This is a genomic window from Acinetobacter sp. (assembly GCF_045628685.1).
Lineage (GTDB): Bacteria > Pseudomonadota > Gammaproteobacteria > Pseudomonadales > Moraxellaceae > Acinetobacter.
In genome coordinates, this window is the sequence record NZ_JAZQPV010000069.1 from 1 (window position 1) to 25,941 (window position 25,941).

Here is a 25,941-nt window from a genome sequence, read left to right on the forward strand (position 1 = left end):
ATTGATTCTTTCTTATTCAGGATCGGCTGGCCATCAGCGTAGAAGCGTTCCTTGTAGATCGGCGGCTTCTTGCCGATCAGCATGTCACTAAGCGCTGGAACGTAAACGACCTTTTCATCGGTGTCCGACGTTGGCGTGGAAGTTCCGTACAGCTTCGAGCCGTACGTGATCGTGAGAAAGTTATAGCGACCATAGCGGTCAAAATCTGCGTGTGCCGTCATTTTAAGCTCCTTGTCTGAGCTTAATTATACAACGTGTCTACCTACCTGTGTCAGTGTAACCCTGATTGGAGCCACGTATATAATCACATGCTATGGGAGAACAAATGAATCGTCATGAAATACTAGAGAACATGAAAACCAACATTCACTTCTCAAAGAAGCTGAAGTCGCAGTATCCTGAGGTGTACACTCAAGTAGAGCAGTATCCAGGGAAACAGCCAAAAGAGAAGATTTGGAACTACTGTCACGACAGACGAGAGGTGCCTAAATGTACATGCGGCAAACAGGTGAATTTCTCAAACGCGTTCAGCAAAGGCTACAATGAATTTTGCTGCTGCAAGTGTGCTCAACTGAGCGAGAAGACACGCGCTAACTACACTGCAACAATGGTAGAAACTTATGGCGTGACGAGCAACTTTGCAATACCTGAGGTCATTGAAAACAAGAAGAAGACATGGATGAAAACTTTAGGAGTAGACAACCCAGCCAAGAGCACAGTTGTCCAGCAAAAGATTACTAAAACAATGGATGAACGTTTCGGCCCTGATGCAAGAAAGAACTCATTCAGCCGAAATATGTACAGTGTGTATGGGGTGAGTAACTGGACTCAGGTGCCCGAGATATACAACACCTTCGCGATTAAGAACTCAAACAAGAAATACACGTGTCAATCTGGAAAGACCATTCATGTACAAGGCTATGAACCATGGGCCTTAAACATTCTGTTTGAAACTTATGATGAAGCGGATGTACAGTGTCACCTTGCTGTGCCAAGCATTCGCTACAATTACGAAGGTGTTGACCGGTTCCATTATCCTGACATCTTTATTCCGAGCAGGAACTTGATCATCGAGGTAAAGTCAGGGTACACGTTTAAGGCGATGAAGGAAATGTGTATTGCGAAGGGTAATGCAGCGATTGTGCAGGGATATGATTATGAGATTTGGTCGTTCGACAGGGACAAGAACCTCACAGTCATAACCTTCCCTGTTCAATAAGATGGAGCTGTAGCCAAACCACGTACGAATACGCGATGGCATGGCTGCGTTTAAAGGTGTACTGTCCCGACTCGTCCTTTGCGAAGAGGATGCGCCGAGCGGCCTCCTGATCCTTCTTGTAAAGACCGATGAAGGCCTTCTTACCTGGTCGAATCAACGCCATGATGTCAGCGAGCTCCATAATAGACTTTGGCTTAAGATCAGTAAGTAGATCACCATGCTTACCAAGCTGGAAAATCTTGGATTGAGCTGATGGAAGTTGGAGCAGGCTCCAGTCTGGCTCTTTCAGCAGCAACTCGTCAATCTCGGCACGAGTCTTGAAGTGTTGGTACACTGAAAGGTGAAGGAAGTCAACCTTCAAGTAACCCAAGTCCTCGGCCTCGTCGTATGGAATCGCAGCCAGCCCAGTGATAGGGTCTACACCAATCTTCTGAGGATAGACCCCACACGGGTGTGGGGTCAGCTTGCCGTCCTTAAGGATCGTTGCTCGAGGCCATGTTGGGAAAATAGAATTCGGCTTGAAGTCCGGTGCTGTATCGATATCGACGTCCATTCTTTTTCTTTAATAAATAATACACCTTACGACTTATTATACAACAATGAAATTACTAGAACTCTTCGAAGCGCGATCACCCACCAGGTTCACTGTATTAGACGTCGTACGCGACATTCTTGGAAAAGACAAAGTTGCCACAAGCACTGATGACATGAAGCCAGGAGTTTACTTAGTCAAGCAAGCAGATGAACCAGGTTTTACACCACCTAAGAAAGGACAGGTAGAGGACTGGATGGCTGAGCTTGGGCTTACTGCGACAGATATCCCTGGAACTATTTACTTGGTCAATCTTAACAGCCGCGATGCAGCTGATGTTGCTCAAGCTGCTCACGAGGCGTACCATGCTTGGATGACAGTAAAGTCTCCAGGGAAAATCTATCAAAATGAAAAGTTCACCAACCAATTAGCGACGAAGTGGTTAAAGAAGAACTTATCCGGAGTTGAGCTGCATGCTGCTCTTGAAATGATCCTTAAGAGCAAGATCAGTTACGGTCACAACTAATCCTCTTTGGTATTCTCAGCTTTGATCAATAGCACGATCTGAGGAACAGCCTCGCGCCACCGATGTAATACACCCGCATCTGTGGTTTCGCAAATGAGGACGTCGAACCACCCCCGCTTCACAGCATGGAGGTTTAACACAGCCGTATTTAGAATCTTTGAATAGAATCGTTTTGAGTCTGCATCCATTGAATCAAAGAGCTTTCTCGTCATAGGTTCAGCTCTTTCGTTGCTTGTGAGAACTCCATGAAAAGTTTGGTGTTCTCCTTGCTTTGTTGAATTCTCATGATCATGGCGCCAACTTGCACTCCACGTTCTAATAAATCAGCGTCAAGCTCGTTACAGTTAGACATGAACCGGCGAAACGCGCCTGATGAGACAAGGAACCATGGAGAAAGCTTTCGCTTCTGTACAAGGTCTAAAATCTTAGTGACACCAATTTCCGCGAATACCTGCTGCGGTTCGACTTCGAACTCCTTCGAGTACTCATAAACGAGGTCCATTGAATCAAGGAACTGCTTAGTTGGGCTCACGACTTTGTCATATCCCTGAAGATACATTGCGTAAACATTGTCGCGGCACCATAGGCTGGGCTGTATGTTACCATTTTCCACCATGGCCCTTACGAACCCAGTTGGGTTAGGCATGTTGACACGTTTTACATGATTTGCGAACTTAACGAACGCCAGGTAATACGATGAGGACGCAAATGTTTCAATCGGCGGCACCGACCTTTTGTTGAGTCGCATCCAATCAGTGTAGTAGATGTAAGCTGCTTGCCCGATTGGGCCACGCAGCTCCTCAATGCGAAGACGTTCTTTACAAACGTGCTTCATGAAGACCCTCTCATGTACGAAGTCGTGAGCGCAGAATTCACACGTCCACTTTACCTTCTTGGTTACAGGTGCTTCCTCTTCAGCGTGGTTTCTTCTTGACGCCGACAGGCTTCTGAGTGTTTCCCGATCCATCGCCTACCTCTTTCTTCAGCTTAGCCAGGTCCTCTTTCTCCCAGCCCAAATTTTCCGCCATTTCAAGAATGTCCTCACCATCGATGGTAGCAGCATAACCACCAGCTTCACGGGTAGACACCTCATAGTACTGCTTGATTACTTCCAATCGAAGCTTTACAGCGGCCTTGGCACCAGGGGCTTTCATCCACTTGTATCGCTTGGTCTTGCCGGTTGCTGCTGCAGCTAGCAGCGAGAAGAGCAACGACTTCTCTTGACCCAATGAGAAGACGTAAGGGTTGACGAACGTATTTATTCGGACGAGCTGGGCCTGATCGCTCGTACCGGTCATCCATCGTGCAATGACGAAGGGTGAAGCCGCCTTTTGATCCTCAGCAGACAGCTTCGAATACCACTGAAGGTCACGCCCAGAAAGCTTACTCAGGCCCTCAAACAAATCAAAGCTCATACCATCTCCGATAGCGCGTCTCGCGCTCGCTGCAGGTGATCATACGCCTCATCACAATTCTCTTTCAGACCGACGAGTTCGTCAATGAACTCGTCAAGCTTGTCACGGTCCTTTGCGATCTGGGCCATGTGCTTGTCGATCCCTTTGAGAATGCTTTCAATTTTGCGTGTGTTCATACGAGTTGCACCTTATACGTTTTGTCTGTAGCTTCGACTATTTTAACCTTTACTTTGTACCCGGCGAACATAAGGTAGTTCCCATAAACAGGTCCAGCATTTGCTGATAGGATACCTTCTGCGTCTGCCATGCCCCGCAGCTGAGCACGAAGGTCAGAAGGTAGATCATCTGTCAAGATGGTTCCATCAGGAAAATTTGGAAAGATACCGAATCCTTCAAGCATTAGACTCTCCCAGTGTCTAAGATCAGGAAGCCAGGAACGTTGTCATAATCTATTTCATCGTCTGCCGTCCTTGGCGCGATGATAGAGACAAGCTCTTCCCCATCATTGCAGTTGCCAAAGTAGGGATTCCCTACAGCGAGCTTGTCAGCGGTGAGTAGGTAGTCGTCCTTCGCACGAAGCGCGATATGGGTTTCCAAGCTGACATCATTCTCGATGCACCAGCTGATAAGTTCCTGTACGGTCATGTTGATGATTCCTTTAATAATGTATTCAAATCTTCAATTGTGAAACTTGTAAATTTTCGTAGATTTTCTTCTGCAGTTAATACTTGTAGGTTACAAATATGTGCGCATACTTCTGGCGTTAATCCACGTTTAAAACATTCTGACACTGGAACTTTATGATCTAAATGAAAACCATTTTTAGGCTTTTTATTTCCTGCTAATTTCCAATTTATAGCTGTCAATCTATCTACTTTATATCGATATGAAGAACCACCTTCACGATCTAAATCATGATTATAATTTGCATTCTTCTTTCCTGTTGTTGCTTTTGAGATACTTAATCGATGTTCATCAGATAAAGTCACCCCAGTTTTAGCAACTGAGATAGCATTACAGTGTGATATTGAAAAGCTTTTTCCAAAATTACAGTGATTCTCACCATGAGGAATTCTTGGATCCTCAAGATGTGTCTTACCTTTAAAAGCATGAGTTCGCCCTTTACTTTTAGATCCAATTAGGGGAAGATCTTCCTGTGATTTTGAACTTTCCTTCATTCCCACACCCGTAGCAACACATCATATTAAAGCCGCGATTTCAATGAACATTGCAGCAACATTTAATTCTGGATCAGAACAGAAACTGTGTCGATACATGTATTCTGCAATAGTGATAACTGCTTCGTCTTGGCGCTTCAGTTTCTTCATGCGGTGAAGGTTGTCGTACACAAATTTGTAAATATCGATCAGCTCTTCCTTCGTGGCGGTCTCGCACACGAGAGCTCGGGCGCCGTTGATGTCGCTTGCTTCGATGAGGGGGAGCAGCTGCAGCTTCCAGTCCTGAGCGGACTCAGCTCCCTTGATGATCAGCTTGCCAGTCTTGCTCGACTGCTCCATCAGCTGAATGATCTTGCGGAAGTCGGGGTAGCCAACAGCGACTACCTTTTCGAGGTCATCCAGGTCAAAGTCGATCTTCTCAGCTTCGAGGATTTCTGCTGCACGGACGAGCACGAGGTCCTTCGCTGGTGCCTTAAGCACAAATTCTTGGAAGCGTGAACGGAGCGGAGGGATGATGAGGTGCATGTAGTTGCAGGTCGCGATGAACCTACAGTTGCGCTCAGTCGTCTCAATGAGGTCACGAAGCAGACGCTGTGCATCTGGGCCGATGCCATCGAGCTCCTCAAGACGAACGAGCTTGAACTTGCCGACCGACATCGTCATGGCAAAGTTCTTGACCTTGTCGCGCATTGCTTCGATCTTCTCATCCGAGCAGTTGATCTTCAAGACATCACTGCGGTCAAGTTGAAGATCACGGGACAAGGCCAACGACAGCGAGCTTTTGCCGGTACCCGGCCCACCTTGAAGAAGGAGGTTTGGGATTTCTTGCTCTTCGACGTACTTGTCGAAGGTCTTGCGTTCATGAGCATTGCTCAGAATTACTTCAGCAACGGTTTTCGGACGAAATTTCTCACACCATACCTGGTTCATAATAAATACTTTTCTATAGTTAGGAGATACAAAATGAAGTATTACGTGTATGCATATAACGATTATACACTGCCAGAACAACATGGCGGCTACCAATTTTCTGGTCGGCCATTTTATGTAGGATACGGATCACTTTCAAGGTTCTTATTCCATTTAAATGAAGCTCGTAAAGTCTTAGCAGGAAAGCCGCCTACTCGGCTTTATAATCCTCACAAGACACGCAAAATTTGCAAAATGCTTGAGTCTGGAATTGAACCAAGAATTGACATTTTGAAAACAGGTCTTACGAAAGATCAGGCAAAATTAGAAGAGAAGCGACTAATTGCTATCATTCCTAATTTAACGAATATTGCAAATGGTGGTGAAGGCGGAGACACCTTAAGTAAGCACCCACGAGCCGGCAACTGGGGAGATACATTCAAAATCATAAAGGCGAAAACAATCCATTATTCGGCCGCTTTGGCGCAGATAATCCCAAATCAAAGCTCTATACCTTTGTTCATGAATCTGGAGAAACTTATAAAGTTATTGGCGGTCAAGCATTTAACAACTTCATAAAAGAAAAGAAAATTGGAAGAAATAAGATCTTTGATATCTTAAAAGGCCGAATTTCTTCCTACAAAGGCTGGACGGTTTACGCCTCGGCAACAAGCTCAAGTTCTGAATGATGAGTCCCGTTACCTGTCTGAGCAGAGAGCTTGTGGTTGAGACAACGAAGGTTCACGTAGTCCTTCAGCTCATGGCCATCCTCGATCATGTAGCTGTCGACGATGAAGACGAGGCCTCTCATCGCCCCAAAGACCTCAGTGTCGTAGTGCTCAATCGCAGCCTCTTTATAACGAACGTGATCGCCAATGTTGAAGTATTGCATGATGTGTGCCTTATTTTGGAATGGTATCAGGAGGACGGAAACCACGATTGTGACGACCATCAACGATTGTATGGGGATCAGGCGTTACAAGCCCTAGAGATGAGCGACTGATCTCCTCACGCGGCGGCGGATCTATTTCTGGCACCTCATCTGCTGATTCCGGAACCGTGAGAGGGATAAAATTGGACTTGATCAGGTGATCAGTGGTGTTAGGCGACTCCACCAGCACCGGCTTTAGAATCCCTGAATCCATTTGAGTTCGGTTGCCGGCGATAGGTTCATCTTTAACTTCGGGTTCATCTTTAACTTGCCACGTCTCAGTCTCTAGTTCCAGGTTAGTCGACGACGTGTACGTCTCATACTTCGTCTCAGGTGGGTCAGGAAAGATCGCCACAGGGGCGGCAAGAGGTGTCTCAGGCTGCGGGTGTGAAGGTTGCTCATGAGTTGGAAACTCATGCCCCATTCGCATTGAAGACACGTTCCTATTAGTAATGTCCGCCCTTGATTGTTCTTCTACAGCTGGCCTTTCTTCTTTGCCCTTGGCCTTACGACGGGATACAAGGAAGTTACCTGCGATGATCAAGAAGATTGCAAGTGGGTCAAATACGATGATGATTATCCCAATCACCCAGGAAATCGCCTGTTCAACCGGGATCTTGAATGCCTTCGCAATGGCCACGATCGGCCCAGCCTTGGCCTCAGTCCCAATTTGGGCAACCTGCAGAGCGGGTAACTCTTGATCGATCTGAGCGATTTTCCGGTCAAGGGCCTGTTGCTCAGTTTTCGATGCATTCACCATGCGCAGCCGTTGATTGACAGTCGTCTTCTCAGGAAGGTTAGCGATCTGATCATCAATCTGCTTCTTACGCTCCTGATACCTAAGCTGTTGCTCCTTGAGGATCGCGACCTTCGTCTCTCCCTCTTTGGTACCCATGATTGCCTTTTGAAACTCTCCACTCAAATATGAAGAAGCTCCAGCAGATGTAATAACCATTGTTATACAAGCTGCTATGAGCGCATACGTCTTCATTAATTTAGGAAGAGTTTTCCAATTATTGTAAACAAATGAAACAGTTACAATTTTTCCTAGATCAAGTGCTATTGCTAGAGCTATAATTGTGAAATTAATACCAAAAAGCGTAGTTAAACCTATTACACTAATGTATGTTCCTATTGACTCAATCAAAATAGCAGTTATAAAGATTATAATTATCATGGTATTTTATTTCCCATTCTATGCAAGCTAAAGCTATTATTGATTTCTTACAATCACTTGTCAAGAACAATAATTCATATTAGGGCAAGGCCAGCATTAGTTAGTCGCTCAAGGCGAATCTAAAAAGAACGTCAGAATTTTCGTCGACCATCTGCTGGGTGAGAGGCACCTCAACAAATGTTATTTCAAAAGTTTTTGGATCGATGTACTCCACACTAACCAAGTCACCTACCTTGTACTTCTCCAACCATGAGCGAGCTGGAACCTCCAATGTGTAGGGGTGAATGTAGGCTGGCCCCGTAAGGTGGAAGTCAAATTTGCTGTAGGCAGAAGTCCTGAAGTTCTCAATGTCACTTAAGCTTATATTCAATGTTCCTACATTGATGGCGGTCCTTCGTCCTGTTTTCGTCGGCACAGCATTTAGAGGAACATTCTTGATTCGTACCAGGTTCTCTGGGATCACGACGTCTTTGTCAACTACAAGTTTTCCATTGCAGACAAGGGCGACGGGGGCTGTCATTTGATCACCAACTTTAAGCCATGGGTTGAGCTGTTGAATCTGACCAAGTAACAGATCCATGATGGCCTTGTCAGTAAACCTAATTAAGCCCCTCATTCGAACACCATGCCCTGAGTTGATTCTTCGTCGTCGGTTACCATGAGGACCTTCGAGTCATCAGTCTTCCACATTTTCTGGCCATCGACCTCAGTGCCGTATGTCCACATCAGCGCTTCGACAAGAACGTACTGTCCAATCGACACCGAGGATTTCGGGCCCACTGCCATCACCCTCCCCCAGCGAGGTAACTTCTGGGAACTGTCGACAGTTGGGATGATGATACCGCTGGCGAGGGTGCGGTCAGTGAACTTACCTTTTGATCCACCAGTCTCGTCCAGAAATTGAAACATGATATGGTCTTTGAGCGGAAATACGGTTGTGGTCATGATATGTCCTATGAGTATGTGATATGAGAATTACTTCTTGCTCGTTTGCTTCGCTCTGCCAGAGGTCTCCGCGGCTTCATGCGACATTGCAAGGAATTCATCTGCTTCTGGTTCTTCCACTTTGGCCGATCTTACACCGTCCTTGGCGTCGATGGCTCGTTTACGTTGCTCTACAGCTTTTGGAACTGGCGCTGCTGCGAGTTGTTGTTTGATGGCAAGCATCTCAAAGTCAATAAGTTCACCTCGAGCGCTTCTAATCTGTTGTCCCATTGTATTTTCTCCATATTGGTGCTAAGGCGCACATCATATTTATAGACGCCCGCGCCATGAACCGGATCAGCAGTGATTCATTTTCGCAAGCGACCGCAAAGACCGCCGATCAGACCACCGATGAGCGCATAGAAAATGAGCTTTGGTTTCTCCCAAATCCAAATGGTTAGGAGAGCAATCGACAGAACAGCAATGAGAAAGAGGCCAAGTTTTTGCATGATCAGTTGTGGTAAAATTCCTGAGGGTCTACGTTCATAATAACACAATCAACGACGTGAAGCCCGACTAAAAACAGGAGATACGAAGCACATGACGAACCACGCCCAACACCCCACACGATGTTGTTCCTTCGCAGCTCGTCAATGATGTAGATGACGGTGCGCATGAACTCTACCATTCCACGTTGCTCAACCTCTGCAAGCTCATCACCAATTCGATCGATCGCCTTTTGTTGATCGTCGATGGTGTAGCTATGAGGGCAGTTGCGTTCAAATTTCTGTGAGAAGTAATCGAAGAGGTCGATCTTCTGGTATTCTTCAGGGAGCTGCCAGCCCATGTTGAGTTGAACCGGTTCAGGACCAATCACCCGTATTTGATCCTCTTCAGACACCTGCACATTAAACTGCTCGCTCTCAGGTGACGACGTGGTTAATAGAATCTTGGAGGGAGGGACGCCCAAAAGTAAAAACCGGGCCAACTGGTCCGGTTCGATTTCGGAAACTCCATCGAACCGAAGTTTCCTGTCATTCAGCTCTGACTTAAGCATTTTCATGCATTCGTTGGGTGAGAATCTTGCCGATCGCCAGGTTTGCAGCGCCGGCCTTGCGAGTTACGTTGAGGGCGTGTGCCGCGAACTTCGAGAGCACGGTCGTAGGCACGTCGGTGTACGGGAACTCAGGATAAAACTGGACAGCGCCCCATGCACCATTCTCGAGGAAGTTCTTCAGCGACTCGCAGTGCACCAGATTCTGCGGATCGAAGAAGGTGCGAGCGGTGCCATGCAGGCGGAGGGTGGCGGAACGGGACATAAAGTCGAGGTTACCGCTGTCGAGGAATTCTGGCATTTGGTGCTCCATTTGGTTTGTGTAGGTCTATTATACACCAACCTATTAGATTTGTACACGATTGATTACACATCTTCATTCTTCCACTTGGGGCAGTCATTCAACTCGTGTCGATCGCTGCCGCACATGGGCACTTCTTTATGGGACGGCTGCGTAACAGAGGGGGTTACGACAGGCGTCAGATACTGGATTGCAGATGCAGGGATTCTTCTGTGGTGCCTTGATCAGGTGGTAGCACTGTATGCCACGCTTCTCTAATAAATTCAGCCCCTCGGCCAGGCGGTACTTATGACGATATACAACTCGTGCAACTTTGCTTTGAATGATAATCTTGGCGCAGTGTGGACACGGGGAATGCGTGACATACATCGTCGCGCCCTTCGTACCAGTTCCACCGTTGGCTGCGACCTTCATAAGCATGTTAGCCTCGCAGTGCAGGACCTCGTTCTTCGTGATGATGTTGCCTTCATCATCGTAACACTCACACACCTCGTCATCCCCCTCATACCCTGAGGGCATTCCGTTGTAACCATCTGAAATGATCTGGTTATCGAGCACGAGGAGACCTCCCACTTGGAGGCGATTTGCTTTTGATCGTTGAGCCCAGATTTCTGCCATCTGCATATAGGCTTCATCAAGGCTAATACGATTTGGGTTGATTGTCAGTTTGTCCATGGTTTATTGTAACACCATGTTGAGGGCAGGTGTGGCTTATTCGAGGTCCCAACGTTTCATCTCTAGGGCTTCCCAGAACTTTACGCTCGCCGCGTTTCCTTTCCCAGCATCTAGACTTTTGGCACAGTGCCCTAGCTGTTTTCGAAGGTCAGTGATGAGGGCACGACCGATTCCACGACGTCGATGGGACTTCCTCACAAAGACTTGAACGTAGTAGTACTCCGTGACGATGGCAACGCCGACCGGCTTTTCTTCATCAACGAAAAGCGAGGCAGCGCGGATAAAGGACGGAGCCTTCATCTCGCCTCGCATGCACCAACCACCCACGAAAAGCTGGTTGGTGATGGCAATCTTGCAGACCTCAGCGATCGACAGATTTTTGATCATGTGTCAACCTCACGCAGTAGTAGCTGCAGCCGAACAGCTTCGTGAACTGCTCTGCCTCAGCCTCGGCGCGGTGCTTGTCTTCTGCATGCCAGAGGAACCCTCGTGTTTCGCCTTCCTTGACGACCGAATATGCCAGGACCTCGTCGTCACCTATTGCTGGCACGAGAGCTTTTGGCTTCAACTCCTGAAAGTTGATTGCATTGGGGATGAACCCCAGTACGACTCGCTCACCGCGAGTAATGAAATAACCGTGGCTCATGGCAGCATCGCTTTCAAACGTTGGATCAACTTGGAGTCCCTTGCGAGCTGGTCCTTGGCCTCGCGGCTCAGGTGGTAGATGAGGTACTCATCGCGCGTAAGGCGAAGTTCCCACAGAGGCGTCTCGAGGATGCGTGGCTTGTCCTCGAGCGTTTGCGCCCGCTCGTTGGTGAAGCGGTAGACGGTTTCCTTCGGGTCCTGCGATTCGAACTGGTAGACGCGCGTGGCAACCGCCGGCCAGCCACCGCACTGCTGATTGATCAGCTGAATGAGCTGATTCTTGGTGAGGTCGCGCGGTCCTTGGATGTTTTCAATCGTTCTCATTTACGGCCTCCGTTGCAGCTGCATGGTTTTCTTCCTTGTTTGCAGTCGCCACCGCAGCCTCCGTCAAGGAGGGCAAGGATTCTTCGGATGATGTTACGCATGTTGTCTCCCCCATTTTTTTGGGTTTTAATTGGGCATTCCACGGTATTCTGGTTCTTGAACTCCTGTCACTGTCTTGGGCTTCAAGATGCCTTCCTTGATCGCCCATTCAATGTTTGACCAGATGGACGTCTCGTACTTGCACTCCACCACCCAGTTACCCAGTGAACAGAGAATGTGATGCGGCGCTTCCTGAGTCCGTTCGATGAGGGCCAATTCATCGCCGACGTTATAACTATGCGACGGTGTATCAAACGCCTTGACAACCACGAGAACGGCACCAGGTTCGGGCGGCGGGGTGCGGAGCTTGAGCGCGACGGCGTGTTTATTCTTGCCATCATCATACGTGATATGAAAAAACATCATGCATTCCTTTTGAATTGCTGCAGTTATTATTTCGGCTCCTTCTTGGGCCAGTACGACATGATGTTTCCTAGAAAAATTTGTCGATGTTGATGTTCTTGCTGGCGTACCAGGCAATCCAGGCTACGATGACAAACAGGATGAAGTTGATGAGACGGTTCACGATACCTGCCATCTCATTTCCAGATGGAGGACGACCGACTTTCTTCGCCCAGCGGTCGTAGATGCGAACGGCGAACCATTCCGAGCAATCGAGCTGAGCCCGTACTGCATTGATGTAGTCCTTTGTGTCCGCGTTCGGCCACTGGTTCAGCAGCCTCTGACATACCCTCGCGCCTTCTTCCCATTTTGGATCGGCCATGACGTTCTCCTAAAAAGAGTAGTTTGCATTTGCAATCCGGCACTTCACCTGCCAAGCTTTATTCGCATTTGGTTTCAAACAAGGTTTGAGCAACGCCTTGGGGTCCTTGAGGACGAGACCTTCGTCCTCCTTGCCGAGGTTGTCAAACAGGCCAGTGAAGCCGCTAGTGAAAGTCTTAGCAAGGCTAATGCGCTCGTCAATGCGGTACTGGTCTACCTCTGCTACCATGTTTTTGCTGAACTCCTTCATCATCGCAATAATTCGATCTTTAAATGAGACGCCTACCAGCGACGTGCCATGTGCGACAAGCTGATCAAAAATGAAAAGCTGATTCTTTGGACCGCCTGTTACCTTCGAGTGGAGCAGCTCAGCACAGTAGACGTTCCATTCTTCCGAACCCTGGAAGAACTTGATATGGTCCTTTTGCGGGGTCCACAGCTTGTGGTCTTCGTTATGGCGGGTCTTGAAGATCACTTCATCGCCTCGAGCGAAGATGACGGTGCACGTGCCGTTCTTTTTCTTCTGTGCAACATAACCGTTCTTTTGATAGAAGCCCAACATCGGCTTCGCGATCTTAGTTTCCGGGCGAGGAGGGTATAAGTACTGATACTCGGTGTAGTTTTCCATGATCAGTCCTTGTCGATCGCTGCCTGGTTGATGATTGCCTGTGTTCTTCACGAGCGTTCACGATGAGCTTCTCAGGGCCGTACGGCCCTTGTTTAGTTACATGCCTCAAAGTCAGCTTTGGCCGCTTCGTACTGACTGCTATCGACACCGTAGTCAGCGGCCGCGTTGATCATGTAGCACTCGAACAGGCATTTCTTGCAGTAGCCCGTGTCAATGTCAGCTTCACCGTGGCCAGTGTCGCGGGTCAACTTACCGCAGATTGCGCAGCTGTAGGTGCCTTTCGAGTTGATACGATTGTAATTGGTCGCCATGTTCATTTCCCCAGGTTTGTTTTGATAGAGTTATTATACCATGAACCTGAAAAAATGTACACTACTTTTCTTCTCTTTCTTCGGCTGAAGTTTCACATTCAAAGTCGGGATCGGGGTTCGGGTTCTCAACGATGCTCTTTCCGTACTTTCCGTACTGCGTGGTTGTTGTTGCATTTGGGCAGTGGGTTACCATCATCTGGAAGGCCTTCCCATGAACGCGGTACACCTTACAGCCCATCATTTCAGCAGGAAAATTAACTTCTATTTCTTCTGCATCTGGAATTCCGGCGGCATTTTTGTGGGCTTTACTGTCATCGTGTTCATCGCAGCTCGAGAGGAGCATTGACGCCAACGTCATGCCAACGATGAGTACAATTCGGTGATTCATTTTTCATCTCCACAGGGCATCCAAGATGCCCTTTTGTTGTTATGCAGCTGCCTTTATCGAGCTCGCGAGGATTCCTATCAGGTGCTTTACCTTCGAGGTGCCGCCGGTAGTGCGGTGATAACGATCAGGGAAGCGAGCTCGTAAGCTGTTGTCGGTACTATGATCCATGAAGTCGGTCATACCGATGATTTTGTCGCAACCACTGACATGCGACAGCGAGGAGTTGGCCTTACTGCTTTCAACGATGACAAAGTCCATCTCTGGAAAGGCCTTCTTAATCTCTTGCCCTTGAATCGAAAGTGGACCAATGACGCCAAACTTCAGCTTTTTTGGTTGAGTCTTGGAGGTGACCTTGTGGGCTAAAACATTTGGCATTGTCGCTGCCAGCATATCTTGAATCCGCTTCGTCACCTCGGTCGCAATGAGGTCAATCAGTGGGGCGAAGGCTGCCTCATACTGATTGAGCTCGGGAATCGCGAGCTTGGCAACCTCTTTGACGGCCTGAGCCTCAAGTTCTGCTACTTCCGCTTCGGCCTTCTTGCGAAGGATTTCAGCATCCACCTCGGCACGAATCACCGCCATTGCTTTTACTAAACCTGGGCGAACGACTGACATGGATTGGACAGCCGATCTGGATCGTCTGCGATCTTCAGGCAGCACCCGTTGCGCCGCGAAGAAATCCTCGGTCTGCAGGCCGGCCATGGATGTTGAACGAAGATATTCATCGACAGGACGAATGCGATACAACTCACGTGCGACTTGCACCCATTCCGAGTCTTTCCACAAAATGCGTTTCTTCATGTTTATTCCAAAATAGTTTCGGTAGAGTCATTATAACATGACACCCGTCAATGGTACATCATTATTTTTAGTCGGAAATTTTCATCTGACTCTAAGAAACCATGAAACGACCGCTGCCCATGGCGTCCCCATGGGCAGCTCTACGGTAATTCCTTACAATAAACCTATCAAGATATACACACTTATTTCGCCACTTCGAACAGGAAGTGGCGGACGTCTTTTTCCTTTGCCTCACCGATGTAGATGAGGCCTTCCAGTTTCGTCTTCTCTCCCATCTTGAGGACCACAAACTCACGAGAGGACTTGACGTCTGCGTGCCCCAGGAGGGTCACCTCGATGGCACACTTGCAGAAACCGAGGTCCTTCAGTCGGCAGCCTAGAATGATGGCATAGAGCGGCACGTCGATAGATTGGATGCCCTTCTTGCAAGGGACATAGATGGTGGTGATCTTTTTCATTTGATGCCTCTTTTCTTTAGAGCCTTGCTCATCTTATGAATCATTGTCACGGCGTCTTTGCCGAACTTTGCATCGAATGCCGACTTTGCTTGGTTAGCTGCAAAACTAACCGCACACACATTTCCTGTTTCATACGGACGATTGTTGTCTATGCGCTCGATCGTAAGGTCTGTGTCACGCTGCCCGTTTGGGCCATTTGTGTGGGTCAACAGAATGCCTGTGTACTGACACTTTTTCGCGCGCAATAGGTTCTTCACCTGTAAGAACGTGAGGTTGAAGGCGATCCCTCGTGCCTTACAAGAGGTAAGCTTGTTTGTGTAATACTGCACTACGAAGCGATCGAACTCCAGGCGATCACGGAGGGTCTTCCCTGCGTCACGGCGGTCTGGCTTGGGCGGAACTAGAATCGCAGGGGCTGGTGCAGGTTTTACTGGTGCAACTGTGAACGTTGCGGGTTTCAGTGGAGGCGACTTGGTGGTGATATGCTTCGCATTTGCAAACGCGTGCGCGAGTTGGCTGACCGCGAGTTGGCTGACCGCGATTGCGCCACATGCGGCGCCCTCTGGAATCTCTACATGCTGCTCAACGATCTTTACTTCTTCAGTTGGTATTTTGTTCTCGCTCATATCCCTGTCCCAAAAAAGATGGGAGCCTGTCAGGCTCCCATCTGTTGTTTACTCGGCGCTGGTGGCCTTCTTGGCGCGCGACTTCTTGGCAGGTTTGGTTTCGAGAATTTCGACTGCTTCTGCAGTGAGTTCGTCAGCTTTCTCTTCGGTAACTTCCGGTGCAAGGTAGCTGCCGACGTTTTTCATCAGCATTTCCATCGGGTAGTCAGCATTGAGCTTCGGCTTGAGCGCCATGGTCGTCACCATCTGCAGTGCAGTTGCGCGATCTTCACCGGGCGCCATCTTGAAGGCTGCATCGCACAGTGCATCATCGACGACTTGCTTGGTGACGCCGGCCTGGTGAACGATGAAGTCTTCCGGCACGATTTTTTCCAGTGCTTTCGAGACCTTTCCCATCAACTTTTCATCGGCCGCGTAGATGGGGTTGATGCCGAACATTTCGGTGGTGACAACCTGTTCGAATGGCTTCAAACCAAGTCGTTTAAGCGCTTCGACTTCGTCCAGGTTAAGCGCGGAGTTCGTACCGCGCTTACGCATTTCAACGGAACAGGTTGCCATACCTTCGACAGCCTTGAAGCTTTCCGGTCGGATGTTTGTTTCCATCTTCAGGAACTCAGCGAAGCCAGCTTCCTTGACTTTGCCCTCGATCGTCTTTGCTGCTGCTTCCAGGCTCTGCATTGCAGCCTTGATTTCAGCCAGCTGCTGGATACCCGCCAGTGCGATTTCCTGCTTGACTTTCTTGGTTGCTGGTGCTTTTGCCGGGACTGCTTTTGCTTTATCAAAGATCGACATTTTGATTTCCTTTATGTTTGTTGATGTATCTATTATACACTTAACCTGAAAACATGTACACAACATTGTGCCAAATTTTAGAAATAATTGTAGGATAAAATTGTTTTATAGCAATTTCCCAGTAGCATTTGCTTCTCGTAAATGTTGCACACATAAAAATGCCACCTCGAGGGTGGCATTCCTTATTTGCTAACTAATGCTGTATCCGCGCGCTGCGTTTACTTATGCTAACATCTGCTTCAGTTCAGTGTAACCGCCGATCACTTGCCCATCCTTAAGGATTTGAGGGACTGTACGAGCAGAAGGAATCATGGCGACAAGATCCTCACGAGAATAGTCCTTACCAAGCTGCAGCGCCTGGAATGGAAGTCCCTTTGCAGCAAGGAGCTGCTTTGCCTTGTCACAGTTCGGGCAGTTTTCTTTTGTATAGAGGGTGTACATAGTTTTCCTTAAAATGAAAGTGAGTATTTAAGAGACCCGCAATCCCAAATGCGGTCCCAACCTAGCTTTTGCATAGCAGACCATTCTGTTAATTCTGGGTGCTCTTTTATTTTATGTCGTTGAAACTTCGTTCGATGGTGAAATTCTGTTTGATTGAAGTACCAGTAACCCGGCGAAGTTTTACATTCAAGTTTAAACCCAAGTGTCTCATATAAATTACCTTGAGACCAGCGACGATCTGCAAAGGATATAAGCTTCCCATGACCTACCATTTTCTGAAAAGCTTTTATAAGCTTTGATGCTCCACCACGCACCGCCGCTGTAGATGCAAATCTAATAAGTTCCCAATTTTCTTTGTTATCAAAGCGCGATTTTCCAAATGTCGCAACTGAAATAATATCTCCATTCATATCAACCAAGCCGAGCTTTATTGATGATTTAGCATAGCTTTGTAAGTGATATTTTTTCAAAAATTCATTAGCAGATGTAGCGCTTAATTCTTTAACGCACAATTTTCTTGCATGTTGCTTAGGCAGCAGACCAAGCTTTGCCTTTAACATCATTTCTACTGCACACCATTTTTCAATGATGTCTCTATCTGTCAAATGAATAAGCTGATAATTTACTGCAGCGGCTTCTTCAGTTTTTGTCAGGTGATACTTTTTGTCTTTTCCTGCTAACTCGCCATGCCAATAAAGACCGTTAATTTCAATCGCTAAATTCTTTGACGGAATTACTATATCGAGTTCTTTTGGTGAAATAATCTTTCTATCATTTACATCATATTGAATACGCAAACTATTCAGAAGGTCGATTATTTTCTTTTGCGGTTTACTTGCATGACATTTTGGACAAATAGGATCAAATAAATTTCGCCCTGTCCAAACCCATTTTTCAATAGTGTTTCCACAGTTATGGGTTATAGATAAGGGTGATCCCTGACATCCATCCCAATTAGCAACACTGGTGTTTATCGACCATTCGGGTAATCTAATTGACAATTCATGTAAAATAGACAATCTTTTAGAATCTGTTATTTTTTTCCCAATAAGTAAACTTCCATTTCCTGTACCACCATATTTTGCAATCATAGTAGATTTTATTTTTTGTTGCGTGCCAGCGTGTTTTAATGGCGTATTTGTTCCAAATCGTGTGTAAAACGCGGCAGCTCGCTTTTCTTGAACTTCTTTTGCTAAACTTGGATTGTTGACACCATATCTTTCAACACAAGTCTTCTCTGCTTTTTCTCTTATTGAACTTGCACCAATAGAAGTTCCATTTATCTGCTTAGTGACTTCAGAATTTTTATGTCTACTTCCATCTTTGCTGTTCATACAGACTTTTCCGCAGTACTTTGCCCAGCCGCCACGAGCTACATATAACTTTGTTTCTTTTTCACATATTTCACACTTACCTCGACCATAGAGATTGTTCTCTGCATTAAAAATGATCTCTGGAATGGTACCATCTTTTAATCCAGTTTGAATTCGAAGTAAATCAAGATGCGGTGCAAATAACTTTGTTAATGGAGAAAAAGGACCAGCCCTTTTTGCGAGCAGGTCCTTAACAAGATCCTTAGATGTTTGGAAGTTCATCGTAGTTAATTGTTGACGTCATAGATCCAATTATATAGGAAACGCTTTCATTTTCTTGCAGTGCAGTTTGTTTCTTATTGGTGTTGAAGTGCTTGTTGTACCATGGCAATGGAGTCGATTTTACACGCGTAGGAATCTTGATGCCAATGTCCGCCAACTTCAAAGGCGCGGTGTGGTCCACAAAGTCCACCATGATTTTCTCGTTCAGGCCGATCATTGGGCCTTCCTTGAAGAGGTACTTTGCCCAGTTCTTCTCTTCATCAATGACGGAGATCAAGGCATCGAGCGCTTCCTGACGAAGTTCGTTCGCGACCTCACGGAAGCGTAGGTCAACCTTCACTAGTTGGTTGATGATGTACGCGGTCCATTTGGTGTGCAGCGTCTCGTCCTGGAGAATCAGCGAGATGATGTTGCCCGAACCGATGAAGATCTTGTTCTCGACCATGCCGAGCGAGGTCGCGAACGACACCATGAACCGGATGGCTTCAAGCCCGTATGAGGCAATCAACGCCATGTACACGGCCTTGATGTGATCGTGTTCAGATACGTACAGCCACTTCTTCATCTCTGGATCAGTGCAGGTGGCGTACAGTGCCTTCTTGCTATTCAGCAGGTGAAGGTGATTGTAGTACTTGCCAATATCACTGAGCATGTTCATAATCTCAGGAACATCGTGAATGGCATTGAACTGCTCAACAGGAACGTTGTAGATGTTCTTGATGATGTGCGAGTACGACTCGCTGTGAATCTGCTCGATTGCAGACCACCACAGCACGAGACCCTCGGCTTCTGGCACTGAGCAGACAGGCGTGAAGATTTGGACAGGTGAGCGGCCTTGCTCAGAGTCCAATGCCGTCTGACGGAGCAGGTTCGAGGTGTAGATGTGGCGAGTCGACTTCGATGCTTCCTTGAAGTCGATCTGGTCCTTCATCAAGGTCACTTCGTTAGGTGACCAGAACGCGCCCTTCTGCGTGGAGAGAAACTGCGCCACCTTTGGAAAGGCGTACTCCTCATATCGCTGGATGGTCACTGGACCAGCAGGGTCCAGGAACATCTGACGACTGGAGTAATCTGTAATTTTCGTATAGTCTAGATGTGACATTGTGCTTTCTTCCATGTTAACCATTCATTATCCATAAATGGGTTCCATCCTTCTTTGAATTCTTTTATCATTCTATACACTGTAATATTTCTAAAATCATTTTCAGTGCAGAATTTTAAAATGCTGGAAGTTGGTGAATTCCAAAATGCAAAAATAGCATCTGCATTCTTCCAGCATTTTTGAGTTTCAGAATTCTTTATCCATTTGCTATTCCAAAAAATTGGCTTAGCTCTATTTTCTATTTTCTTCCCCTTCTTCAAACTGGGTTTTCCATTTGTAAATTGACAAGTTATTTCTAAATTATCGTATAACATATATGACCAGAAAAAGCCGCCAGCTGAACGTTTCCCAGGAGTTCTAATACATGAATAAATCGTTTGTGGATGTATCTTAAATGCATTAGCAGCGTCTTTTACACTCTTAAAGCTACCTAAATGTTCTCCTGAAGCAGGGGAATAATAATGTGCCTCTTTCTTTGGTTGATTAGTTTGCCATTTACTAATCTTAGTTCTAGCTTCATCAGTGTGATGTTTACCTAACATCGGGTGCACATTATTTTTATGCCACTCAGTCATCTGTGCGCTGTTAGCTATTGCAACCCGGCGTTTAATCCAACCGTACATTTTGTTCTTACGAGGGGCTGTTGGGCTATCCATTAATAAATTTGCCGCTCCTTTAGCAATTCCATGATGTTGAGGATAAATCTTCATTAGCATTTGATGAGCAACATAATGTTCTTCAGCCGTTAGACGAACCATGTTCTCTGGTTCGTCTTCTCCTCCCATACATCTTGGAACAATATGGTGGTTTTCAGTATAACCGCTGATAGAACGATTTTTACCTCGTTCTATCAACAAATCATAATGCTTTTTCCATTTACAAGACGCAGGCTTCACAATACGAGTCATCTTCTTCCTCAATAGTAATTTGATTATTACTATTTATTGGATAAACCTCGTCACTCTTATCAGATACATTGATCATATCTTTAAACGCTTGAGCATCTATAAGGTGGTAATATGAGGATTTTCCGCCCCACTTGTGGAACAGCATCAGGTTCTTCGCAACCAACGTCACTGGAATCTTTCCTTCTGGGAAGAACTTCGGTGAGTAGAACGTGTCCGACGAGATGCCTTGGTCGGTATACACCTGCATGACGGCCACGGTCTTGAGGTACTCGATGCAGTCAGGCTGGTCCCACAGACGCTGATAGTAGTTCTTCAGCTTCTTATACTCAGGCACAACTTGAGCAAAGTCACCTGCCTTTGAACCCTTGATCATGATCAGGTCCTTGATCATCGAGATACCGTTCGTCGAATTGATAACGACGGACGATGACTCAACTGGCGGCAGCGCGAGGTTTGTGGCGTTGCGAACACCGTACTTCTTCATGCGTACGCGCAGAGCTTCCCACTGAAGGTCCGCCGAAGGCGTGAAGTCGGTCAGCTCATCCACACCTTTTGCACGTCGCTCGTGTGTAAACACACCGCGACCAGGCCAGGTGTTGTCGCTCTCTAGGCACTTGCCTTTCTCTTCAGCCAAGTCAACCGTGCCCTCAGTTGCATAGAAGGACATGTGCTCCATCCAACGCTTCACTTCTGCCAACGCCTCAGGCTCACCGTACTTCAGCTTGCGCTTTGCGTGCCAGTACGCAAGGTTGGTGACACCAATTCCAAGTGGCTCGAACTCCTTGTTGTGCAGCTCGGACTGGATTGTCAGGAAGTCCTGATACTGCAGCAGGTTGTGGAGCATGCGCTGCAGAATTCGGATCGGGCGACGCATCTCATCTGGGTGACGTGCTGAACCCCAGTTGATCGAACCCAACGTGCAGAGGGCGATGCGGCCGCTTGCATCATCAACCGTCTGGAATGGACGAGTGTGCTGCATGATCTCTTGGCAGAGGTTCGACTGATAGACCGGGTGGATCAACGAGTCGAACGGACCCTGATTGTTGACATTGTCGACGTTCAGAATATAGATGCGACCAGTGTCACCGCGTTCCTTCAGCAGCATGTCCTTGAACACGGTTTCTGCAGGAAGGGTCTTGACGCGTAGGCCCATCGCCACGGCAGCGGACTCATACTTCTCGTACAGACGTTCGAACTCCTCGCTATCACGATAGAAGGCCTCGAACATGTCAGGAACTTGGTTCGGGTCGAAGAACGTGATGTTGCCCTGGGTCTTGAATCGACGCCAGAAGAATGCGCTCAGCCCAACCGAGTAGTCGAGGTGACGTACGCGGTTCTCTTCCGTTCCCTGGTTGTTCTTCAGCACGATCAAGTCCTCGAACTGATAGTGCCAGATCGGGTACGTGATCGTCGCAGCTGCATTTCGAATACCACCAGCAGAGCACGAACGAAGGTCAGCGAACCACTTCTTCAGGAACGGGATGTAGCCAGTGTGTTTGATCTCGCCGTTGCGGATTGGAGCGCCAAGCGGACGAAGACGCCCAACTTCGAGCCCAATACCGGCTTTCTTCGAAGCATAGTCGGCGAGAACCTGGCCTGCAGCGAAGATCGACTTGAGGGTGTCGTCAGAACGGATAAGGACGCACGACGAGAACTGCTTCGTCTTTGTACCGAGACCGGCCAGAACTGGGGTGGCGAGGGTGAATAGCCCGTCTGATGCAGCAGCATAGAACTCCTTCACGTACTTTAGGCGATCCTTCTTCTCTGCATGGAAGGCGGTCGCTGCAGCGACCATATAGCGGATTTGAGGGGTCTCGACGATCTCACCAGTGACACGGTTCTGCACAAGGTACTTCTCGTACAGCTGCTCAACAGCGGCGTAAGGCAGTTCTTCGTCCTTCTCATGGTCGATAGCGCGGTCGAGCATGTCCCATTCCTGCTCAGTGTACCAAGTGAGCAGGTCAGGAGTGTACAACTTCTTCTTGACATTAGCCGTGACTATGTCATACAGACGTGGAACAGTGTACTGCCCATACACCTCTTTACGTAACATCGTGATACGCTGCTTTCCAGCCGCGTATTGATAGTTGACATTCCCCACATCTGGGCGTTCGATCTCATCGATCAAGTCCACCATCGAACGAAGGGCAATCTCATCCAGCTTTGATGTCGCCATTCCATCATGGAACTGTGTGCGCGCGTTCATCTCAATCATCGATGGTGAGACATCAGCGACACCTTCACACACCTTGGCAATTTGTGCCTGCCATTTTGCTAAATCCCAGGAGACTTTCGTGCCGTCGCGCTTTACTACTACGCTAATTTCATTATTTTTTTCCATAAATTTTCAGTTGGTTGTATATGAGACTGAGACAACCATGTAACTATTATATCACACGGTTATCTTGGACCGGAAATGACAACAGGCTGATGACAGCCTGTATAGAGGTTAAGCGAAAGTGTTTGTTTGCTTAATGACGAAGGCGCGAACTTCTGAAATGCGACGAAGCCAGCCGACAAGATACTTTGCCTGAGATGGATTTGATCGAACTATCGAGCGATAGAACTCTTCACGTTGATCGCAGACGGTGTTTAAAAGGCCCATGATCGGAGTGTTCTTAATTTTTGCAATAGTAATAGGGCCTATAATTCCGTCAGCAGTCACACCAACCGCCTGTTGAAGAAAGATATTTGCACGGGTAACCCCGTGATTAATGCACCCATCTAAGTGGAGAACTGCTAAGCGTGGTGGAAGCTGGTCACATTTGCCCGCAAGCCAGTAGCGCAAATAATATACCGCCTTTGCTTGATCCCACGTTAGTTTAGTGATATTGAGGTCTGGGTTTCCATTTTTTGCGACACCGAATTTTGTTTCACCGCCACGATCATCAGGATCATTTACATAGCCGACAGCTTTTCGATTTGCTGATGTGTTGATTAGCCCCTGCTGTACTGCAGGGTGATTGACATTCCAAAACCCACCTACTTCATAAAGCATGCAGTGATCGATTGCTTGTTCAAATGATTTTGTATAGGAAGCCATAGAATTCTCCTTGTGTATTGTGACAAGGACTATTTATGGCTCTCCTACTCCACTATCCTAAGATATCACCTACTGTCCGGCCTTGCAAGTATCGTCCCATATCAAAGGGCCCGCACACAATTCCATAAAAAATCGACTTCCCATTTGACATTTCTGGACCTGTAGGATGCACCATTGCCGATCCTTTAGGAATCATAGGATGAATACAGGATGACTTTTCGAAGTAGTCGATAACAGCCAACTTTGTTGTGACAAGCTTAGAGTCGTCCGGCGAGAAGAGCAGAATATCGTGCTCAAAGGTTGCGCAAGCAGTTAGAGGAATTGAATCAATCGTGTATGTCTCGCGGTCTACTGCTACTAGACACCAGGAAGCTGGCATGTCAATCTCAAGATTCTGCACACGAATCCTGATAGTTGGTCCGCTTGTTTCCTCAAGGTATTCAAGGGGTTCAAGCTTGAAGTCCATCATGTGGCCAGACAACGTCCAGAAGTGGCTAACACCCATTGGCGACGTGATTGAATCTATCATGTATGACCTACTAATTTCTGTTAAAATCTGAATAATAACCTCCGAATATGTTGTTAAGTTGGGCGCTTTCGCAGTCCAGCTCTGGTTTTCATAGTTTGAACTTCACGATTTTGTTAACTGGATATTCTGCAGATTTATAGAATTTAACTCGCTCACGATAATGTTTCTTCGACCACTTCAATTTCGAGTGCACGTCCACTAAGTGCACTCGATCTTTATCATGGCCTAGACGCAATCCACGACCAATACTTTGGATGCATCTCACAAAAGATTTACCTGCATCAATCATCACTTGAGCAAAAATCCTATCGATTGAGATACCAGTTGAGGCGATGCCGAAGGTCGCGATCACGATGAGGTCGTCCCTCTTCTCGAACATCGAGTACCATTCAGCTCGTACATCGGTATCGTCAGCTCCATGGAGGAAGACTGAGTCCTTGATCAGTTTCTGCAGCTGCTGTCCTTGCTTGACTGAGTTAACCAGCACGAGGGTATTTCCATATCGCTCTGCTTTCGCGATAATCAAGTCAGCGATGAAGTCAAGGCGGTCAGGCGACTTGTTGAGGAATGCCTTCTCGCTTGCGTAGTCTGGGAAGTCCTCCTCGACGTCATCCTCAATCTCAACTGGCTCAATCTCCAACTTTGCCAGGTAGCCCATCTCCATCAGCTCAGCAGCTGTAATCGAAAATAGCTCCTCACCGATCGATCCCTTCAGGGTCATCTGATCGATCGCAGGTTTTGGCATCGTGCCGGTAAAACCGAAGCGATACGCGATGTTCTTACCGTGGGCGTTGATGAGGTCACCAACAACCTTTGCCTTTGCGCCATGCGCTTCGTCGACCACCACGCACTTGAACTCGTTCATCAATGATGGGTTGTTTTGAAGAGCCTGCCAGGTCGCAACTACCACCATGTGGTAAATGTCCTTTGTCGACCCGGAGTAGATACCGACATCGAGGTTACCAAGACGGAAGGTCGCGACTGTCTGCTTAACGAGGTCGTCGGATGGAACGATTACGATCGTGCGCAGCTCATTCAGCGCCATCACGTCAGCAAGGGCGGCCACCATCCAGGTTTTACCAGAACCTGTCGCTGCAATGATGAAGCCAGATGTGGCGTCAAGGCACGCATTCACCGCCTCGACTTGATATGGACGCAACTCAACCTTCAGCTCCATCCCTTCCTTGTTCAGGAAGTAATCCTTGTCAATTCGTGTCTTCACGAGTTCGACAGGGGTGCGAAGGTCTTTCAAATCAATCTCATAGCCCCAACTTTCAAGGTATGGAAGGACATCAGGTAGAAGTCGTGAGTAGATCTTACCAGCTTTGTCAAGAAATCTTACTTTACCGTCCCATCTCCCCAATTTGAATAAAGGCATGAAAACAGCGCCCTCTACCATGAGGGCGAACTTGTTGTCTAGAAATTCATGGTCTTGTGGTTCAAGACCAGTAAGTTGGCAAAAAACTTCATCTCGAACAGTAATGATGCACTTTTTCTTCATTTGATCTTGTCTTCAACTAAACGCATTGCATGGTCAATGCAGGCCTGGTCTCCTGCAGCCTCCATCTCTGGTGTAAGATTCATTCTAACACGCGCTACAACGAATGGCTGAAATGTTGAAGGATCAACGAGAATTCGGCCATCGGCTATTTCTAGGTCTGCCTCCGAGCTTTCAGTCAGCCAATCA

At 47.3% G+C, this 25,941-nt stretch carries 41 protein-coding genes; 3 read left to right on the forward strand and 38 right to left on the reverse strand.

Annotation, left to right across the window (positions count from 1 at the left end; translation table 11 throughout):
• The coding region (locus ACKI4H_RS09795) for a hypothetical protein (RefSeq protein ID WP_407305363.1) at nt 1-221 on the reverse strand (221 nt) is incomplete at its 3' end.
• A gap of 104 nt (nt 222-325) precedes the next feature.
• Between ACKI4H_RS09795 and ACKI4H_RS09800 the strand changes: the two genes are divergently transcribed.
• Nucleotides 326-1,219, forward strand: a complete 894-nt coding sequence (locus ACKI4H_RS09800; protein ID WP_407305364.1) for a hypothetical protein — start codon at nt 326-328, stop codon at nt 1,217-1,219.
• Here the strand turns inward: ACKI4H_RS09800 and ACKI4H_RS09805 are convergent.
• Nucleotides 1,197-1,772, reverse strand: a complete 576-nt coding sequence (locus ACKI4H_RS09805) for a hypothetical protein (protein WP_407305365.1) — start codon at nt 1,770-1,772, stop codon at nt 1,197-1,199. The two genes, ACKI4H_RS09800 and ACKI4H_RS09805, sit on opposite strands and share 23 nt — an antisense overlap.
• A gap of 46 nt (nt 1,773-1,818) precedes the next feature.
• Between ACKI4H_RS09805 and ACKI4H_RS09810 the strand changes: the two genes are divergently transcribed.
• The gene (locus ACKI4H_RS09810) at nt 1,819-2,277 is read left to right on the forward strand and encodes a hypothetical protein (protein WP_407305366.1); all 459 of its coding nucleotides are present in this window, start codon (nt 1,819-1,821) and stop codon (nt 2,275-2,277) included.
• Here ACKI4H_RS09810 and ACKI4H_RS09815 read toward each other — a convergent pair.
• From ACKI4H_RS09815 to ACKI4H_RS09850, 8 genes are read right to left on the reverse strand one after another with little or no spacing between them, the layout of a single operon-like run.
• Nucleotides 2,274-2,489, reverse strand: coding sequence for a hypothetical protein (locus ACKI4H_RS09815; protein WP_407305367.1), 216 nt, complete (start codon nt 2,487-2,489; stop codon nt 2,274-2,276). The genes ACKI4H_RS09810 and ACKI4H_RS09815 overlap by 4 nt on opposite strands.
• On the reverse strand, nt 2,486-3,244 hold the full coding sequence (locus ACKI4H_RS09820) for a hypothetical protein (protein WP_407305368.1): 759 nt from the start codon (nt 3,242-3,244) through the stop codon (nt 2,486-2,488). The genes ACKI4H_RS09815 and ACKI4H_RS09820 overlap by 4 nt, the downstream gene beginning before the upstream one ends.
• Nucleotides 3,192-3,692, reverse strand: coding sequence for a hypothetical protein (locus tag ACKI4H_RS09825; RefSeq protein ID WP_407305369.1), 501 nt, complete (start codon nt 3,690-3,692; stop codon nt 3,192-3,194). The genes ACKI4H_RS09820 and ACKI4H_RS09825 overlap by 53 nt, the downstream gene beginning before the upstream one ends.
• Nucleotides 3,689-3,868 carry a hypothetical protein gene (locus ACKI4H_RS09830; RefSeq protein WP_407305370.1) on the reverse strand — a complete coding sequence of 60 codons (180 nt, stop codon included), beginning with the start codon at nt 3,866-3,868 and terminating at the stop codon, nt 3,689-3,691. The genes ACKI4H_RS09825 and ACKI4H_RS09830 overlap by 4 nt, the downstream gene beginning before the upstream one ends.
• Nucleotides 3,865-4,092, reverse strand: a complete 228-nt coding sequence (locus tag ACKI4H_RS09835) for a hypothetical protein (protein ID WP_407305371.1) — start codon at nt 4,090-4,092, stop codon at nt 3,865-3,867. Before ACKI4H_RS09835 ends, ACKI4H_RS09830 begins: the two co-directional genes overlap by 4 nt.
• Nucleotides 4,092-4,337 carry a hypothetical protein gene (locus tag ACKI4H_RS09840; protein ID WP_407305372.1) on the reverse strand — a complete coding sequence of 82 codons (246 nt, stop codon included), beginning with the start codon at nt 4,335-4,337 and terminating at the stop codon, nt 4,092-4,094. The genes ACKI4H_RS09835 and ACKI4H_RS09840 overlap by 1 nt, the downstream gene beginning before the upstream one ends.
• On the reverse strand, nt 4,334-4,870 hold the full coding sequence (locus ACKI4H_RS09845; RefSeq protein ID WP_407305373.1) for an NUMOD3 domain-containing DNA-binding protein: 537 nt from the start codon (nt 4,868-4,870) through the stop codon (nt 4,334-4,336). Before ACKI4H_RS09845 ends, ACKI4H_RS09840 begins: the two co-directional genes overlap by 4 nt.
• 21 nt (nt 4,871-4,891) lie before the next feature.
• Nucleotides 4,892-5,800 (reverse strand): AAA family ATPase, encoded by a 909-nt coding sequence (locus ACKI4H_RS09850; protein ID WP_407305374.1) that lies wholly within the window; start codon nt 5,798-5,800, stop codon nt 4,892-4,894.
• Nucleotides 5,801-5,833: 33 nt separating this feature from the next.
• On the opposite strand from ACKI4H_RS09850, the gene ACKI4H_RS09855 reads away from it, so the two are divergent.
• Nucleotides 5,834-6,358, forward strand: a complete 525-nt coding sequence (locus ACKI4H_RS09855) for an LEM-3-like GIY-YIG domain-containing protein (RefSeq protein WP_407305375.1) — start codon at nt 5,834-5,836, stop codon at nt 6,356-6,358.
• Between the two features lie 76 nt (nt 6,359-6,434).
• On the opposite strand, the gene ACKI4H_RS09860 is transcribed toward ACKI4H_RS09855, so the two are convergent.
• The 28 genes from ACKI4H_RS09860 to ACKI4H_RS09995 form a co-directional block, all read right to left on the reverse strand.
• Nucleotides 6,435-6,671, reverse strand: coding sequence for a hypothetical protein (locus ACKI4H_RS09860; protein WP_407305376.1), 237 nt, complete (start codon nt 6,669-6,671; stop codon nt 6,435-6,437).
• A gap of 10 nt (nt 6,672-6,681) precedes the next feature.
• Nucleotides 6,682-7,887 carry a hypothetical protein gene (locus tag ACKI4H_RS09865; RefSeq protein ID WP_407305377.1) on the reverse strand — a complete coding sequence of 402 codons (1,206 nt, stop codon included), beginning with the start codon at nt 7,885-7,887 and terminating at the stop codon, nt 6,682-6,684.
• Nucleotides 7,888-7,987: 100 nt separating this feature from the next.
• Complete coding sequence (locus ACKI4H_RS09870; RefSeq protein WP_407305378.1) at nt 7,988-8,503, reverse strand: hypothetical protein; 516 nt, start codon at nt 8,501-8,503, stop codon at nt 7,988-7,990.
• Nucleotides 8,500-8,832, reverse strand: coding sequence for a hypothetical protein (locus ACKI4H_RS09875; protein ID WP_407305379.1), 333 nt, complete (start codon nt 8,830-8,832; stop codon nt 8,500-8,502). The genes ACKI4H_RS09870 and ACKI4H_RS09875 overlap by 4 nt, the downstream gene beginning before the upstream one ends.
• A 30-nt stretch (nt 8,833-8,862) precedes the next feature.
• Complete coding sequence (locus tag ACKI4H_RS09880; protein WP_407305380.1) at nt 8,863-9,102, reverse strand: hypothetical protein; 240 nt, start codon at nt 9,100-9,102, stop codon at nt 8,863-8,865.
• Nucleotides 9,103-9,322: 220 nt separating this feature from the next.
• Nucleotides 9,323-9,874 carry a hypothetical protein gene (locus ACKI4H_RS09885; RefSeq protein WP_407305381.1) on the reverse strand — a complete coding sequence of 184 codons (552 nt, stop codon included), beginning with the start codon at nt 9,872-9,874 and terminating at the stop codon, nt 9,323-9,325.
• Nucleotides 9,861-10,166, reverse strand: coding sequence for a hypothetical protein (locus tag ACKI4H_RS09890; RefSeq protein WP_407305382.1), 306 nt, complete (start codon nt 10,164-10,166; stop codon nt 9,861-9,863). The genes ACKI4H_RS09885 and ACKI4H_RS09890 overlap by 14 nt, the downstream gene beginning before the upstream one ends.
• A gap of 138 nt (nt 10,167-10,304) precedes the next feature.
• The gene (locus tag ACKI4H_RS09895) at nt 10,305-10,841 is read right to left on the reverse strand and encodes a deoxycytidylate deaminase (RefSeq protein ID WP_407305383.1); all 537 of its coding nucleotides are present in this window, start codon (nt 10,839-10,841) and stop codon (nt 10,305-10,307) included.
• Between the two features lie 36 nt (nt 10,842-10,877).
• Nucleotides 10,878-11,228 (reverse strand): GNAT family N-acetyltransferase, encoded by a 351-nt coding sequence (locus ACKI4H_RS09900; RefSeq protein WP_407305384.1) that lies wholly within the window; start codon nt 11,226-11,228, stop codon nt 10,878-10,880.
• Complete coding sequence (locus tag ACKI4H_RS09905) at nt 11,203-11,487, reverse strand: hypothetical protein (RefSeq protein ID WP_407305385.1); 285 nt, start codon at nt 11,485-11,487, stop codon at nt 11,203-11,205. Before ACKI4H_RS09905 ends, ACKI4H_RS09900 begins: the two co-directional genes overlap by 26 nt.
• Nucleotides 11,484-11,810 (reverse strand): hypothetical protein, encoded by a 327-nt coding sequence (locus ACKI4H_RS09910; RefSeq protein WP_407305386.1) that lies wholly within the window; start codon nt 11,808-11,810, stop codon nt 11,484-11,486. The genes ACKI4H_RS09905 and ACKI4H_RS09910 overlap by 4 nt, the downstream gene beginning before the upstream one ends.
• Before the next feature lie 126 nt (nt 11,811-11,936).
• Nucleotides 11,937-12,275 (reverse strand): hypothetical protein, encoded by a 339-nt coding sequence (locus ACKI4H_RS09915; RefSeq protein ID WP_407305387.1) that lies wholly within the window; start codon nt 12,273-12,275, stop codon nt 11,937-11,939.
• A 67-nt stretch (nt 12,276-12,342) separates the two neighbouring features.
• Complete coding sequence (locus ACKI4H_RS09920; RefSeq protein WP_407305388.1) at nt 12,343-12,633, reverse strand: hypothetical protein; 291 nt, start codon at nt 12,631-12,633, stop codon at nt 12,343-12,345.
• Nucleotides 12,634-12,642: 9 nt separating this feature from the next.
• Nucleotides 12,643-13,260: a hypothetical protein gene (locus ACKI4H_RS09925; protein ID WP_407305389.1), complete on the reverse strand. Its 618-nt coding sequence runs from the start codon at nt 13,258-13,260 to the stop codon at nt 12,643-12,645.
• A gap of 92 nt (nt 13,261-13,352) precedes the next feature.
• Entirely contained in the window at nt 13,353-13,571 is a 219-nt protein-coding gene (locus ACKI4H_RS09930; RefSeq protein WP_407305390.1) for a hypothetical protein, read from the reverse strand.
• Nucleotides 13,572-13,632: 61 nt separating this feature from the next.
• Nucleotides 13,633-13,959 carry a hypothetical protein gene (locus ACKI4H_RS09935; protein WP_407305391.1) on the reverse strand — a complete coding sequence of 109 codons (327 nt, stop codon included), beginning with the start codon at nt 13,957-13,959 and terminating at the stop codon, nt 13,633-13,635.
• A gap of 39 nt (nt 13,960-13,998) precedes the next feature.
• A complete protein-coding gene (locus ACKI4H_RS09940; RefSeq protein ID WP_407305392.1) occupies nt 13,999-14,760 on the reverse strand; it encodes a hypothetical protein in 762 nt (253 codons plus the stop codon).
• 182 nt (nt 14,761-14,942) lie between these two features.
• On the reverse strand, nt 14,943-15,218 hold the full coding sequence (locus tag ACKI4H_RS09945) for a hypothetical protein (RefSeq protein WP_407305393.1): 276 nt from the start codon (nt 15,216-15,218) through the stop codon (nt 14,943-14,945).
• Nucleotides 15,215-15,844 carry a hypothetical protein gene (locus ACKI4H_RS09950; RefSeq protein ID WP_407305394.1) on the reverse strand — a complete coding sequence of 210 codons (630 nt, stop codon included), beginning with the start codon at nt 15,842-15,844 and terminating at the stop codon, nt 15,215-15,217. Before ACKI4H_RS09950 ends, ACKI4H_RS09945 begins: the two co-directional genes overlap by 4 nt.
• A 48-nt stretch (nt 15,845-15,892) precedes the next feature.
• Nucleotides 15,893-16,636 carry a hypothetical protein gene (locus tag ACKI4H_RS09955; protein ID WP_407305395.1) on the reverse strand — a complete coding sequence of 248 codons (744 nt, stop codon included), beginning with the start codon at nt 16,634-16,636 and terminating at the stop codon, nt 15,893-15,895.
• A 222-nt stretch (nt 16,637-16,858) separates the two neighbouring features.
• Nucleotides 16,859-17,077 (reverse strand): glutaredoxin domain-containing protein, encoded by a 219-nt coding sequence (locus ACKI4H_RS09960; RefSeq protein WP_407305396.1) that lies wholly within the window; start codon nt 17,075-17,077, stop codon nt 16,859-16,861.
• A gap of 8 nt (nt 17,078-17,085) precedes the next feature.
• Nucleotides 17,086-18,672, reverse strand: coding sequence for a hypothetical protein (locus tag ACKI4H_RS09965; RefSeq protein WP_407305397.1), 1,587 nt, complete (start codon nt 18,670-18,672; stop codon nt 17,086-17,088).
• Nucleotides 18,653-19,774: a ribonucleotide-diphosphate reductase subunit beta gene (locus ACKI4H_RS09970; RefSeq protein WP_407305398.1), complete on the reverse strand. Its 1,122-nt coding sequence runs from the start codon at nt 19,772-19,774 to the stop codon at nt 18,653-18,655. The genes ACKI4H_RS09965 and ACKI4H_RS09970 overlap by 20 nt, the downstream gene beginning before the upstream one ends.
• Nucleotides 19,762-20,682, reverse strand: coding sequence for an NUMOD1 domain-containing DNA-binding protein (locus tag ACKI4H_RS09975; RefSeq protein WP_407305399.1), 921 nt, complete (start codon nt 20,680-20,682; stop codon nt 19,762-19,764). The genes ACKI4H_RS09970 and ACKI4H_RS09975 overlap by 13 nt, the downstream gene beginning before the upstream one ends.
• Nucleotides 20,651-23,023 carry a ribonucleoside-diphosphate reductase subunit alpha gene (locus ACKI4H_RS09980; protein WP_407305400.1) on the reverse strand — a complete coding sequence of 791 codons (2,373 nt, stop codon included), beginning with the start codon at nt 23,021-23,023 and terminating at the stop codon, nt 20,651-20,653. The genes ACKI4H_RS09975 and ACKI4H_RS09980 overlap by 32 nt, the downstream gene beginning before the upstream one ends.
• Before the next feature lie 108 nt (nt 23,024-23,131).
• Nucleotides 23,132-23,725 carry a glycoside hydrolase family 108 protein gene (locus tag ACKI4H_RS09985; protein ID WP_407305401.1) on the reverse strand — a complete coding sequence of 198 codons (594 nt, stop codon included), beginning with the start codon at nt 23,723-23,725 and terminating at the stop codon, nt 23,132-23,134.
• A 52-nt stretch (nt 23,726-23,777) separates the two neighbouring features.
• Entirely contained in the window at nt 23,778-24,254 is a 477-nt protein-coding gene (locus ACKI4H_RS09990) for a hypothetical protein (RefSeq protein WP_407305402.1), read from the reverse strand.
• An 88-nt stretch (nt 24,255-24,342) separates the two neighbouring features.
• Complete coding sequence (locus ACKI4H_RS09995; RefSeq protein WP_407305403.1) at nt 24,343-25,755, reverse strand: DEAD/DEAH box helicase family protein; 1,413 nt, start codon at nt 25,753-25,755, stop codon at nt 24,343-24,345.
• Between the last annotated feature and the right edge of the window lie 186 nt (nt 25,756-25,941).